This is a genomic window from Terrabacter sp. Root85 (genome assembly GCF_001429185.1).
In the GTDB taxonomy this organism is placed as follows: Bacteria; Actinomycetota; Actinomycetes; order Actinomycetales; family Dermatophilaceae; genus Terrabacter.
The window spans coordinates 1-12,545 of sequence record NZ_LMIW01000010.1 but is presented as its reverse complement, the minus strand read 5'-3'; the positions used below and the strand labels follow the sequence as shown (position 1 = coordinate 12,545).

Here is a 12,545-nt window from a genome sequence, read left to right as displayed (position 1 = left end):
GATGGGGACGCGGCTATCGCGTGGCCACCTCACACGCTCCGGAAGAAATCACTTCTCGGATCACCTCCCTTCGGTTTCGATGTCACGACCGTACGTCGGGGCCTGACGGGCGGCAAGACCTTTTACGAGGGTTGTCCGGCGGGGCCGTCGGGGCCGTCTGAACCGCCGGGCTGCCCTGGTCGGTGCTGCTGCGGGTCGGTCGGCAGCGGGTCGTCGGTCGTCGTGCCACTCGTGGCGCCAGCACCTACGCCGGCATCGGCTTCGCCACCGACACCGGCGCCGGCACCGCTGCGGGTCGGGTCGTCGGCGCTGGTCCGACGTCGGCTGATCCGGGCGAAGGCGACGACCGCGGCCACGACTGCGACGACGACCAGCGCCACGACGACCATCGGGCCCCAGGCCGCGTCCGGCGGTGCCGTGGCGTCCACCGGCAGGGCCGCGGCCAGTCCCACAGACACGGGCACCGTCATGGCCCCACCTCGGTGTCCGGGGCGACCGCCGCCGTGGCCTCGGGCCTCAGCTCGGCGCCGCGTGACCCGCCGCCCGCCGGAGGGAGCGGCGTCGGCGGTGTGGGGGTCGGCGGGGTCGGCGGGGTCGTCCCGGTCCCCGAGCCGGCGCCGTCACGGCGGTCGGCGGAGCGGGAGGGCGAGGACAGGCTGCGGGCCCCCACGAGCAGGGCGAGCAGCACGGGCAGCTCGAGGTAGGCGTGATAGCTTGCCAGGGCGGCATACAACGTCTTGCCCTGGGCGAAGTCGAGCCCGAAGAGGACGGCGAAGAGTGCGGCGGCGACGAATCCGACGGCCCAGAGCCGCGGACCGGTCACCCACGGCACGCGGGCCTCGAAGGCCGCCGAGGCGTCCGGAGCGACGCGGGGGAGCAGCGCCACCCACACGACGTAGTGCATCGTCTGCATGAAGGCGAAGACGGTGAGGAAGCGCATCCCGAGCACCGTCGCCGCGGCGCTCGGCGGGGCGCTCGCGGCGAGGACGGTCTGGCCGTCGCCGACGACGCTGCGCACGATGCCGGGGTCGGCGCTGAGCCACCCGTCGAGGAACCCGAGCAGGACCACCGCCGGGATGGCGACGACCCACAGCAGCTGCACGGCCCGGAACGCCTGCCGCCCGCGACGCGAAGTGATCCGGCGCGACCACTCCCAGAGGAAGAAGAGGGGCACGACGTTGTGCAGGTGGGTCAGCACGACGAAGTGGTACGTCGGGAAGGTCAGCGAGACGGCAGCCGCGGCACCGACGAGGACCCAGGCGGCGACGCGCCGCCGGCCGTCGAGCCCGTGACGGGCGGCAGCCGCGAGGATGACGTAGCCGAGCACGATCTCGGCGAGCAGCGCGGGCCGCCCGACCACACCGGCGAGGAGCCGGCAGACCACGATGCCGGTGACGAGTGCGGCGAGCAGCTCGAGGAAGGGCCGCCCGAGCAGGCCGGCGAAGCGGCCCGCGACGTAGCGGACCTCGAGGAGGTTGTGCAGGATGCCGAAGAGGATGAGACCGATCACGGCGGTCGCGATCGGCGCCCCGAGGGCGATCGCGAGCGCGAGGCAGACTGCCATCAGCACGAGGAGCGTGATGGTGCTCGAACGATGCACCGCGACGGCCGGGTCGGGCGCGTCGGTCACGGAGCCGCCCGCTCGGGGCCGCGCGGTCACGAGGTGAGCCCCGCTGCGCTGCAGGCCCTGGCGCTGACGCTGGCCGTCGAGGTGCCCGTGCTCGTGGCGTTCGCGCGCGCGGCAGGCTGGGCCGGGTGGGGCCGCGCGCTCGTCGGCGCGGTCGGCGTCAACGTCGTGACCCACCCCGTGCTGTATGCCGTGTCGACGGGCTTCGGGTCACCGTGGCAGCTCGTGGGGGCGGAGGTCGCCGTCGCCGCCGTGGAGACCGTGCTCCTCGTCGCGGGCTGGCGGGTGCGGGCGCGCGAGGACGCGGTGACGGTGGCGCTGGCGGTCGTCGCCGCCAACGCCGCCTCCACCGCCATCGGTCTGCTCGTCCTCTGAGTCCCGGCCACGGGCCAATGCTTTCGTCGGCTGGTCGGCCCGGCCACCCGAGTAACCCGATCGTTAGGGTCCTGTGGCGTGACCGAGATTCAGGGCGACGGCGCGGAGGGGCGCAGCGGCAGCCTGCGTGCCATCGCGCTGTCGGCCTACGGGCCCACCCTCCTGGGCTCGACGGGCGCGGGCGCGGTGTCCCCGATCATCGCCGTGTCGGCGCGTGAGCTCGGCGCCTCGGTCGGCGTCGCGGCGCTGCTCGTCGCGATGCTGGGCGTGGGTCAGCTGCTCGGCGACCTGCCGTCCGGTGCCCTCGCGGCCCGTATCGGGGAGCGCCGGGCGCTGCTCGTCGCGGCCGTGATCGAGGCCATGGGCATGCTCGTCGCGGCTCTGGCCGGCGGTCTCGTCATGCTCTTCGTCGGGGTGTTCGTCATCGGGCTCGCCGGCTCGCTCTTCGGCCTGGCCCGGCAGGCCTACCTCACCGAGGCGGTCCCGGTGGCGATGCGGGCGCGGGCCCTGTCGACGTTGGGTGGCGTGCACCGCATCGGCTACTTCGTCGGCCCGTTCATCGGATCGCTCGTCATCGCGAGGTGGGGCACCGAGGCGGCGTATGCCGTCGGCGGCGTCGCGAGCATCGCCGCGTTCGTCCTCGTCCTCGTCGCGCCGGACATCACCGGCTCGGCGCACCGGATCCGGGGCGGCGGACCGCCGCGCAGCGTGGCATCCGTGCTCCTGCAGCACCGGCACGTCCTCCTGACGCTCGGCACCGGGGCCATGTGCGTGGCCGGGGCGCGCGCCATCCGCGAGGCCCTCGTGCCGCTGTGGGCCGAGTCGGTCGGCTTCTCCCCGGCACAGACGTCGCTCGTCTTCGGGGTCGCCGGGGCGCTCGACATGGCGCTCTTCTACCCCTCGGGCTGGCTCATGGACCGCCACGGCCGGGTCGCGGCCGCCGTGCCCAGCATGCTCGTGCTCGGCCTCGGCATGATGCTGCTCCCGCTCGCCACGAGCCTCGTCGCCGTGACGGCCGCGGCGACCGTGCTCGGTCTCGGCAACGGCCTCGGGGCGGGGCTCATCATGACCCTGGGCGCCGACGCCTCGCCCGCAGACGGACGCGCGCAGTTCCTCGGCGGTTGGCGGCTCTGCGCGGACGTGGGAAGGGCGGCGGGTCCGCTGGCGTTGTCAGGGCTGAGCGCCATCATGTCGCTCGGCGCCTCCGCCGTCGTGCTCGGCGTGGGTGCCGTGGTCGGGGCGGGCTGGCTGCGCATCTGGGTGCCACGGCACGACCCGACCCGACGCGCGAGGACCGGGCCGACGCCGGGGCCACTGACGGGCGGTCCCTGACCGCTCTCCGATTCTGAGAAGGTATGACCGTGACGGACCTGATCGACACCACCGAGATGTACCTGCGCACCATCTTCGAGCTCGAGGAGGAGGGCATCGTGCCCCTCCGCGCGCGCATCGCCGAGCGTCTCGGCCACTCGGGCCCCACCGTGTCGCAGACCGTCGCCCGCATGGAGCGCGACGGGCTCGTCGCGGTCTCGGGCGACCGTCACCTCGAGCTGTCCGACCACGGCCGGCTGCTCGCGACCCGCGTCATGCGCAAGCACCGCCTCGCCGAGCGGCTGCTCGTCGACGTCATCGGCCTCGAGTGGGAGTACGCCCACGACGAGGCCTGCCGGTGGGAGCACGTCATGTCCGAGAAGGTCGAGCGCAAGATCCTCGGCCTCATCGGCGAGGGGCTCGAGTCGCCCTACGGCAACCCCATCCCCGGTCTCGAGGAGCTCGGGGTGCGCCAGGACGAGGACTTCCTCACCGGCCTCAGCACCCTGACCGCCGCCGTGGGGGCCGCGCCGACGGTCGTGACGATCCGTCGCATCGGTGAGCCCGTCCAGGTCGACCCGGAGGCGCTCGCGCTGCTGACGAGTGCCGGCGTCGTGCCCGGCGCCCGCGTCGAGGTCGTCCGTGACGGCGGCCGGGTCGTCGCCGTCCGCGAGGGCAGCGAGCCGTCCACGGGCGTCTCCCTGCCCGACGACGTGGCCGTCCACGTCTTCTGCCAGGCCGCCTGAACACGCCGTATCCGGCAGGGTATGCCCCGGTTTGCCGGGTCGTTTTGGCAGGCCTTGCCACACCTCGTCCGGCCCCGTCCGGAGGTCGCTGAAATTTCTTTGACTTCCGGGAACTCGAAGGTGACAAGGCACTCCTACTTGGGTACGGTGGGCGAACTTGCTCTCCCCGTCGAGTGAGTGCCCCGGGTCGGACCGCCTAGTCCTGCCATCGACCTGAGGCTCAGTACGAACCGCATGGCAGGAGCGGGGGAACCACTTTCTCCGGGCGTCGAGAGACGCCCTCGGGGTGAAGCCCTCCGTGGACCGAGACCGGTCCGAGCGAAGGCCGGGCAGTACCTCCAGCCCGAACCCGACAGCTCACCTCGTAGGCGTCGAGAGGTCAAACGTGGCTCAGAACGTTCCCGGGCGCCACCGCGCCCCCGGTCGCTTCAACGCGATCTCGGAGCTCAAGACGATCGCCAAGGAGTCGGCCCAGCCCGCCGTGAAGGGTGCCGCCATCGTCGCGGCCTCGGGTGGTCTCGTCGCTTCGTTCGCCGGCACCGCGAACGCCGCTGACGGCTCCGCCAGCACGGTCGCCGGTCCCGCGGCCGTCGGCCCCGCCGTCGGCACGCTCAAGGCCGGCAACGCCCTGTCGGCGATCGGTTACGCCAAGCCCGCCCTCAAGCAGGCCTCGGTCAAGCCGGTCGTCATCGAGGACGTCCAGGTCAAGTCCGAGCGCGCCGCGAAGAAGGCCGCCGAGAAGGCCGCCGCCGAGCGTGAGGCCACCCAGCAGCGCGCGTCGCGCTCCGGCTCGACCACCCGGGCCGCCCTCAACGTCGCGCCCAACCCCAGCGCCACGGGCATCATCGGCATCGCCCAGTCGTACTTCGGTGTTCCCTACGTCTACGGCGGCACGACGCCCTCCGGCTTCGACTGCTCCGGCTTCACGTCCTACGTCTACCGCCAGGCCGGCATCTCGATCCCGCGCACCGCGTCGGCGCAGGCCGCGGCCTCGACCCCGGTCAGCAACCCGCGCCCCGGCGACCTCGTCTTCTTCGGCTCGCCGATCTACCACGTGGGCATCTACGTCAGCCCGGGCCGCATGATCGACGCCCAGCGTCCCGGCACCGTCATCGGCAACCACTCCATCTGGACGACGCCGTCGATGTACGGCCGCATCTGAGCGGTCACCTCTCACGCCACACCCTGCGCCCCCACCGGATCCGGTGGGGGCGCAGCGCTTTTCCGGCCCCGTCAGCCACCGTGGTTGACTGAGTCGATGACCGATCAGCCTGCTGCCGAGTCCACGACCATCATCGAGCTCGACCTCTGGAGCGACCTGGTCTGCCCCTACTCGTGGGTCGCCAAGCGCCGTGTCGAGGCTGCCGTTGCCGCCTTCGAGCGGCCGCACGACGTCACGGTGCGCCTGCGCTCCTTCGAGCTCGACCCGGACGTCCCGGTCGGTGGCTCCGTGCCCGTCAGCGACCACCTCTCGGTGCGCCACGGCGGCGACGCGGGCGCCGGCCGGCTCATGAACGCCAAGGCCAGCGAGGTGGCCGAGGCCGACGACCTCGTCTTCGACTGGGACCGCGCGGTGCGCGCCAACACCTTCGACGCGCACCGGCTCTGCGCCCTCGCCGGCGAGATGGGCGGGCCCGCGCTGCGCTCCGCGGCGGTCGAGCGCTTCCACTCCGCGCACTTCGGCGAGGGCCTCGCCATCGACGACCGTGAGGTCCTGCAGCGCCTCGCCGGCGAGTGCGGTCTCGACGAGCGGCGGGTGTCGGCCGTGCTCGCCTCCGACGAGTACGCCGAACAGGTGCGTGAGGACGAGCAGCAGGCGCGGTCCATGGGTGTGACGTCGACGCCGTTCGTCGTCGCCAACGGGTATGCCGCCGTGACCGGAGCCCACCCGGTCGAGGACTACCTCGCGCTGCTGCGCGGGGTGGCCACGCAGACCGTCTGAGCGCGAACGCGCGGGCCGGGTGCCCGACCCGGGGAGCCGGGCGGACGGCATACGCCCTCGGTCAGGAGGGCTGGTCCGCGGCCGGGCGGCCGAAGGAGACCGCGTCGTCCACGGCGGGTGGGGCGTCGGCGCGAAGCTGGTGGTCGGGGAGCGGGCCGAGGGCGTCGTTGACGGTCGAGAAGGCTCGGCGCAGCGCGACGAAGACCGTGATCGCGAAGATCTGCCGGTCGTCGAAGCCGACGGCGCGCAACGGCTCGAGATCGGCGGGAGTGGTGGCGTTCGGGGTGCTCGCCACGGTCCGGGCCCACGTCGCCAGGGCGGCGTCGGCGGCGTCGAGGGGCTCGTCGTCTCCGCGGAGCACGGCGCCTGCGACCTCCTCGCCGGCTGCGGTGGCGAGGCGGCCACCCCACGCGAGCGCACAGTAGGAGTCGCCGATGGTCGAGGCGGTCGCGGCGATGAGGATGCCGCGCTGCCGGAAGCTCAGGCCGGCGACGGAGACCATGTCGGCCAGGAGCGCGAAAAGCGTGTCGTGGGCCGCGGGCGACTGGGCCCAGACGCGGCTGAGGTTCATGACGTAGCCATGGTCGGTGACGTCGCTCGCGAAGTAGGCCTCGAGCTCCGGTGTCAGAGCCGGCTCGCTGAGGAAGCCGTGGCTCGGGTCGGTCGCCGTCATGTGCTGCTCCTGGGGTGACGGGTCGTGGAGTCTCCATCGTCGCATGCAGGTCCGGGTCGGATCCGGATCTTGGGCAAGCCCGCCCGGGCGTCGGTGGGTGCTCCCGTCCCCTCCTCGGGAGCACCCACCACCCGTCGGACCGCAGCCCGTCGCCGCCGTCCGTGATGCGCCGGTCGTCGCCCCCACCGGCTCGCCCGGGTCCCCTCCCACGCGTCCGGCGCGGCGCCTCACGGGGGAAGACGTAGCGGCGCCCGAGGTGTGTCGCAAACGCACGCAAATCACCCGGCACGCCGTCAACCCTGTACATCCGCGGGCATGTCGCGCCATGATTCGGTCCCTCGCGCATCTCCAGGGGGGAGGATGCGTGAGGTGCGTTGCTGACGCGCCGACGGGTCGGGGACGGGACCCGGCGCCCGGTCACGCACCCTGCTGGAGCTTGGGTCGAGACAGCCGACGAGACGTCGGCGTACGGGTGGGGGACAGAAGATCGTGGAGCGGGCGCACGACGAGCACGGCGGCGAGTCCGTGGATGGGGCGGACGAGGGCGTACGCGTCGACGGACCCGAGAGCGACGCGGCGCTCGTCGACCGGGTTCGGGCGGGCGACGACGCCGCCTACTCCGCGCTGTGGTCGCGGCACGAGCCCGCGGCCCGACGGCTCGCCTCCCGGGTCGCCTCGCCGAGCGACGTCGACGACCTCGTCAGCGAGAGCTTCACCCGCACCCTCGATGCCCTCCGTGGTGGGGGCGGGCCCGACACCGCCTTCCGGCCCTACCTGCTCAGCACGTTGCGCCGCGCCAACATCGACGTGGCGCGGCGCTACACGAACCGGGTCGTGCTGACCGACGACGAGACGACCGTCGACACCCGCACGGCTGCCTCGGCGGAGGACGAGGCCGTCGACGCCGAGGAGCGCGACGCCGTCTGGGCGGCCTGGCGTTCGCTGCCCGACGAGTCCCGGTCGCTGCTCTGGCGTCTGGTCGTGCACGAGGAGAAGCCGCACCAGATCGCCCCCGGGCTGGGCACGACGCCGAACGGCATCGCGAGCCGGAGCAAGCGGGCACGCGAGCGGCTGCGCCAGACCTTCCTCTCCGAGCTCGTCGCGAACGCCGGCGACGCCGAATGTCGGGCGGTGCGACGCCATCTCGGTGGCTACGTGCGCGACTCGCTCCCGGTCAAGGCTCGCGAGCGCGTCGACGAGCACCTCGACGGCTGCGCCCGGTGCCGGGCAGCGGTGCTCGACGTCGTCGACGTCGACGCGGCCATCCGGCTGCGCGTCGCGCCGGTGCTCCTGCCCGGGGCGTTCGCGGTGGCGTCGGGGGTCGGTGTCGCCGACGCGGTGGGCGACGGCACGGTGGGCGACGGCACGGTCGGCGCCGGTGCAGCGGGCGTGGGTGCGGTCGCAGCGACGGGCGGTGCCACGATCCCGGTCGCCGTGGGCGTGGCCTCGCTCATGGACGGGGCCGACGACCTGTCAGAGTTCGCCGCCGACGTCAGTGGAGGTGGGCCCGGAGGTGGCTCGGGCGGGGTCAACGGTCGCGTGCTGTCGGTGCCGGGTCGCTCGGCGGCCGCGGTGCTGGCTGCGGCTGCACTCGTCGTCGCGACGGCGCTCGTCCTGCTCCAGCTCCAGCCGGCCGGACGGGTCTCGGCCGACGCGCCGGTGGGCCGGGACTCGTCGGCCGGACCGGTGGACGGGACGGAGTCGCCCTACCCGGCCGAGACGACGAGCTCGTCGGTGCCGTCGTCGACCGCGCCGCGACCGGTGATCGGCATGGCGACGGCCGAGAACGTCTCGCGTTTCCGGTCGTCGGGCGGCCGGAGCGGGAGCGCCGACCGGCAGACGAGGCCGCCGTCGCGCCCCGCACCGACCTCCACCGGCACGAGTGCCACCTCGACGAGCCGTCCGAGCCCGAGCCCGACGACGACGCCGACGCCGACGAGCAGCCGGCCGACCCCGACGACCAAGGTCGCGCCGCCTCCCGCTCCGGTCGGCACGGTGACGAGCCTGACGTTCACGCCGAGCGACCGCGGCTATCTCGCGCACCTGACGGCGCCGGCCGGCTGGCTCCTCACCTCGGTGCGCGACGTGCACGGCGCCCGGGTCGTCGAGCACGTGAGCCAGCCGACGGCGCAGTTCGACGGGCGGCTGCGCGCCGGGGAGGTCGTCGTCGAGGTCACCCGCGTGCAGCCCCGTCTCTCGGGGGACCTCGTGGCCCGCTTCACCGACCGCTCCGGAGCGACGCTGCCCGGGTCGGGCAGCTACCCGTTGCGCTGATCGCCCTCGGGCTCGGCCAGGTCAGGGTCCCCGGGATCGGGCAGGTCTGTGGTGGGTGGGGGCTGGGACGGGGCGGGCGCGCCGTCGGGCGGGAGGGCGGCATACGCCATCTGGCCGGGGAGGTCGGGGGCACTCTCGTCGACGGGGATCACCTGGCTCAGCCGGGTCAGCTCGACGACGGCGCGGATGGGCGAGTCGTGGGGGACGACGAGCCGGAGGTCCTGTCGGCGGTCCCGTAGTCGCTGGGAGAGGCGGAAGAACGCGGCGATGCCGCCGCTGTCGAGGTAGGTCGTGCCGCTGAGGTCGACGACGACGAGCGTGACGTCGTCGGGGACCGCGTGTCCGAGGGCGTCGGTGAGCTCGCGCGCGTTGGACAGGTCGAGCTCGCCGGTGATGCGGACGAGCTGGGTGGTGCCGGCGCGGCGCGCGTCGACGCGGGCGAGGTCGCTCATGCCTCGACCCCCACGTGGACGCGACGGCGCAGGCGGACGTCGGTGCCACCGGGGGTGTGCTCGACGTCGACGTCGTCCATGAGGGCGTCCATGAGCTGGAGTCCCCAGCCGCCGCCGCGGTCGGCGGCGGGGCGCCAGTGGCCGTGGTCACGGATGCGCACCTCGAGGGCGTCGCCGTCGAGCCGGGCCTCGACGACGAGCTCACCGGCCGACCCCTGCCCGCTGTAGGCGTGCTGCACGACGTTGGCGCAGGCCTCCCCGCAGGCGACGAGGACCTCGTTGACGTCGGCCTCGGAGACGGTGGCCTCCTTGAGCCAGCGGCGCAGGGCGCTGCGGACCTGCACGAGGTTGCGGGCCTCGGCGGGCAGCCGGACGTCGAGCTCGCCGTCGACCGACGGCAGGGGGCGCATGGCGAGGATCGCGACGTCGTCCTCGATATGGTCCTCGTCGAGGAAGGTGTCGATGAGGCGCTCGCAGAGGGCCTCGATGTCGTCGTCGGGGACGGCGGAGGCCTCGCGGTCGAGCCGGTCGAGGCCGGCGGTGAGTGAGACACCGCGCCGCTCGACGAGCCCGTCGGTGTAGAGCAGGAGGGTCGCCCCCGGTGGCAGGACCTGGCTGGCCTCGGTGAACGAGCCGTCGACGGTGACGCCGACGGGAGGGGAGAGGGCGCCCTCGAGGTAGGTGCCCTGACCACCCGCGAAGGCGAGCGCAGGCGGGTGGCCCGCGTTGGTCCAGCGGATGCGGCGCGTGGCCGGGTCGAAGACGAGATAGATGAGGGTGACCATCTCGGGGACCGGGAGCTGGGCGACGAGCTGGTGGACGCCGCGCATGACGGCGGGTGGCGACGGGTCCTGGAGGGCGTACGCGCGCAGGGCCATCCGGACCTGGACCATCGTCGCGGCGGCGGTGAGGCCGTGGCCCGCGACGTCGCCGATGGCGAGTCCGATGAGGCCGCCAGGGAGCTGGACGACGTCGTACCAGTCGCCGCCGACCTGCACGTCGGCCGTCGCAGGCACGTAGCGCGCGGCGAGGGCGACCCCGGGCACGTCGGGGAGTCGGTCGGGCAGGAGGCTGCGCTGCAGGGTTTCGGCGATCTGGTGCTCGCGCTGCGCCCGGGCCTCCTCGTGGCTCAGCAGCTCCTGGGCCTCGGAGCGCTCCTGGATCTCCTGGACGAGCCGGGTGTTGGCCGCCGACAGCTGGGCGGTGCGCTGCTCGACCCGTCGCTCGAGCTCGGACGCGGCCTTCTCGAGGGCGGCGGCGGTCTGCATGCGCTCGCTGACGAGGGCGGCGAGGAAGAAGGAGGTGAGCGCGACGCAGGCGTTGAAGGCCTGGAGCGTCACCATCTGCTCGAGCAGCGTCTTGCCCTCGAAGGGACCTCGCTGCCGGGTGGCTGCCGCCGTGGCGAGGAGGGTGGCGATCAGCGCAGCAGGGGCGGCTCCTCGCAGCTGGAGGCGCCAGGCGGCCCAGCCCAGCAGCGGGAGGGTGAGGAAGAAGATGTGCAGCCCCGTGGTGACGGCGGCCGCCACGACGAGTGTTGCCACCATGAGGATCGCCATGGCCTCGAGCCACAGCCGCAGCGGCCAGCGACGCTGCTCCCAGAAGAGAGGCAGGCACAGCAGGAAGGGCGCGACGGTGAGGACGCCCATGGCGTCGCCCGTCCACCACACAGCCCAGGTCGCGGGCAGCTGCCCGGTCGTGATCGAGCCCGAGGCGAGGAGGGTCGCCGCGCCGATCGTCGCGCTGACGAGCATGCTGGCGAGGGCGCCGAGGAAGACGATCGCGAGGGCGTCGCGCTGACGGTCGAGCTGGCGGCGGAAGCCCACCCGCTGGAGGAGGGTGACCGCGACGACGGGTGCGAGGGTGTTGCCGACGGCCGTGACCGCCGCGGCCAGCGGGTTGGCGCTGATCGGCAGGTTGACTGCAAGGGCCGCGACGGCGACGGCCGGCCAGTAGGACCGCCCGAAGACGATGAGCGCGGCGACGGCGACACCGGTCGGCGGCCAGAACGGGGTCACGTCGTTGCCGACGAGCGAGAGGCTCAGGCCGAGGCGGGCGCCGAGGTAGTAGGCGACGGCGATGGCGGCCAGGCGGACGAGGCGTCGCGTCCGGGTGGCGGCGGGGGAGATGTCCGGTGTGTCCTTGCCGTCCAGATCCTGGGTGACGCGGGAGGGCAGGGCTGCAGGGCCCGAGGTCTCCACCGCCCCCACGCCTGTCGTCATCGTCGGGAGCAGTCCAGCCGCCCACGCCCCGCCATGGCAGTGACTCTAGGAGCACCGAGTGTCGTGTGACGAGCGTTTCGTCCACCCAGCTGGGAGCCGCTGATGCTGCGGCTGCGAGGTGACCGAGTCGGGCCCGGTCCGCGTTGCTGTCCACGGAGCGCATGATGGGCTGATGGACGTGCGGCTGCTCTACTTCGACGGGTGCCCGAACTGGGTGATGGCCGAGGAGAGGCTCCGCTCGGCACTGGCCGAAGTGGGCCATGGGGACGAGCCGATTCTGCGAGTGCGGATCGAGACCATCGAGGACGCCGAGCGACTCGACTTCATCGGCTCGCCCACGATCCTCATCGACGGCACGGACCCGTTCGCCTCGGGGACGGAGCAGCCGGCCCTGGCCTGTCGCGTGTTCACGACGCCGGACGGGCGGGACGGTTCGCCGACCGTGGCGCAGCTGGTCGGCGTGCTGTCGTGAGGGTGGCTCGTGGATCCGTGGATTAGCGGTCGCCCTGGTCGCTCGGTGACGAGAGCTGGGCGATGGCCGCTCGGTTGCGAAATTCTTGGTGGTGCCCCCGGCAGGATTCGAACCTGCGACACCCGCTTTAGGAGAGCGGTGCTCTATCCCCTGAGCTACGAGGGCGGGGCATGGCTGGAACCCTCGCTGAAAACCTCGCTGCAAGGGTCGCTTTAACCCTCGCTGTAACGAGGCCCTGTCGGGCCGACCAACGGGGACAGGCTACTGGACCCATGGCGCGGTCTCGCGCAGGGCTGCCGTCGGCGCTATGACACGCACCCATCAGCGGGATGGTCGGACTTCGACGGAGCCGTGGACTAGGGCGTGTCTCCTGAATGTGGGCACGGTCGGCTGTGATGGTTGATGCATGTCGCGTTCTGCCGTGCTGACCGATGCTCAGTGGGAGCTGATCGAA

At 73.1% G+C, this 12,545-nt stretch carries 12 protein-coding genes, 1 tRNA gene and 1 riboswitch; of the genes, 7 read left to right on the top strand and 6 right to left on the bottom strand.

What is annotated here, in order from left to right; genetic code table 11:
- Positions 1–122: 122 nt before the first annotated feature.
- Both ASE25_RS14380 and ASE25_RS14375 read right to left on the bottom strand, forming a co-directional pair.
- Positions 123–470 (bottom strand): hypothetical protein, encoded by a 348-nt coding sequence (locus ASE25_RS14380; RefSeq protein WP_157623446.1) that lies wholly within the window; start codon positions 468–470, stop codon positions 123–125.
- Entirely contained in the window at positions 467–1,630 is a 1,164-nt protein-coding gene (locus tag ASE25_RS14375; RefSeq protein WP_200959128.1) for a hypothetical protein, read from the bottom strand. The genes ASE25_RS14380 and ASE25_RS14375 overlap by 4 nt, the downstream gene beginning before the upstream one ends.
- A gap of 33 nt (positions 1,631–1,663) precedes the next feature.
- Here ASE25_RS14375 and ASE25_RS14370 point away from each other — a divergent pair, with 33 nt between their 5' ends.
- The 5 genes from ASE25_RS14370 to ASE25_RS14350 all read left to right on the top strand — a co-directional run bounded on the left by ASE25_RS14370 (position 1,664) and on the right by ASE25_RS14350 (position 6,001).
- Entirely contained in the window at positions 1,664–2,002 is a 339-nt protein-coding gene (locus ASE25_RS14370; RefSeq protein WP_157623445.1) for a hypothetical protein, read from the top strand.
- A 78-nt stretch (positions 2,003–2,080) separates the two neighbouring features.
- Positions 2,081–3,334 (top strand): MFS transporter, encoded by a 1,254-nt coding sequence (locus ASE25_RS14365; RefSeq protein WP_056826310.1) that lies wholly within the window; start codon positions 2,081–2,083, stop codon positions 3,332–3,334.
- A gap of 29 nt (positions 3,335–3,363) precedes the next feature.
- Positions 3,364–4,059: a metal-dependent transcriptional regulator gene (locus tag ASE25_RS14360; RefSeq protein ID WP_056781582.1), complete on the top strand. Its 696-nt coding sequence runs from the start codon at positions 3,364–3,366 to the stop codon at positions 4,057–4,059.
- Between the two features lie 218 nt (positions 4,060–4,277).
- Positions 4,278–4,442, top strand: a riboswitch (cyclic di-AMP (ydaO/yuaA leader).
- Between the two features lie 2 nt (positions 4,443–4,444).
- Positions 4,445–5,221 carry a C40 family peptidase gene (locus tag ASE25_RS14355; protein WP_056781356.1) on the top strand — a complete coding sequence of 259 codons (777 nt, stop codon included), beginning with the start codon at positions 4,445–4,447 and terminating at the stop codon, positions 5,219–5,221.
- Positions 5,222–5,317: 96 nt separating this feature from the next.
- The gene (locus ASE25_RS14350; RefSeq protein ID WP_056781353.1) at positions 5,318–6,001 is read left to right on the top strand and encodes a DsbA family protein; all 684 of its coding nucleotides are present in this window, start codon (positions 5,318–5,320) and stop codon (positions 5,999–6,001) included.
- A 61-nt stretch (positions 6,002–6,062) separates the two neighbouring features.
- On the opposite strand, the gene ASE25_RS14345 is transcribed toward ASE25_RS14350, so the two are convergent.
- On the bottom strand, positions 6,063–6,674 hold the full coding sequence (locus ASE25_RS14345) for a hypothetical protein (protein ID WP_056781350.1): 612 nt from the start codon (positions 6,672–6,674) through the stop codon (positions 6,063–6,065).
- Positions 6,675–7,163: 489 nt separating this feature from the next.
- Between ASE25_RS14345 and ASE25_RS14340 the strand changes: the two genes are divergently transcribed.
- A complete protein-coding gene (locus ASE25_RS14340; RefSeq protein ID WP_056826308.1) occupies positions 7,164–8,948 on the top strand; it encodes a sigma-70 family RNA polymerase sigma factor in 1,785 nt (594 codons plus the stop codon).
- Here ASE25_RS14340 and ASE25_RS14335 read toward each other — a convergent pair.
- Together ASE25_RS14335 and ASE25_RS14330 are read right to left on the bottom strand one after the other, a co-directional pair.
- The gene (locus tag ASE25_RS14335) at positions 8,933–9,400 is read right to left on the bottom strand and encodes an STAS domain-containing protein (RefSeq protein ID WP_056826306.1); all 468 of its coding nucleotides are present in this window, start codon (positions 9,398–9,400) and stop codon (positions 8,933–8,935) included. The two genes, ASE25_RS14340 and ASE25_RS14335, sit on opposite strands and share 16 nt — an antisense overlap.
- Positions 9,397–11,619 carry an MASE1 domain-containing protein gene (locus ASE25_RS14330; RefSeq protein ID WP_235508694.1) on the bottom strand — a complete coding sequence of 741 codons (2,223 nt, stop codon included), beginning with the start codon at positions 11,617–11,619 and terminating at the stop codon, positions 9,397–9,399. The genes ASE25_RS14335 and ASE25_RS14330 overlap by 4 nt, the downstream gene beginning before the upstream one ends.
- 172 nt (positions 11,620–11,791) lie before the next feature.
- Here ASE25_RS14330 and ASE25_RS14325 point away from each other — a divergent pair, with 172 nt between their 5' ends.
- On the top strand, positions 11,792–12,091 hold the full coding sequence (locus ASE25_RS14325) for a hypothetical protein (RefSeq protein WP_056826302.1): 300 nt from the start codon (positions 11,792–11,794) through the stop codon (positions 12,089–12,091).
- An 89-nt stretch (positions 12,092–12,180) separates the two neighbouring features.
- On the opposite strand, the gene ASE25_RS14320 is transcribed toward ASE25_RS14325, so the two are convergent.
- Positions 12,181–12,256: transfer RNA gene (locus ASE25_RS14320), tRNA-Arg, on the bottom strand.
- Positions 12,257–12,545 lie beyond the last annotated feature (289 nt).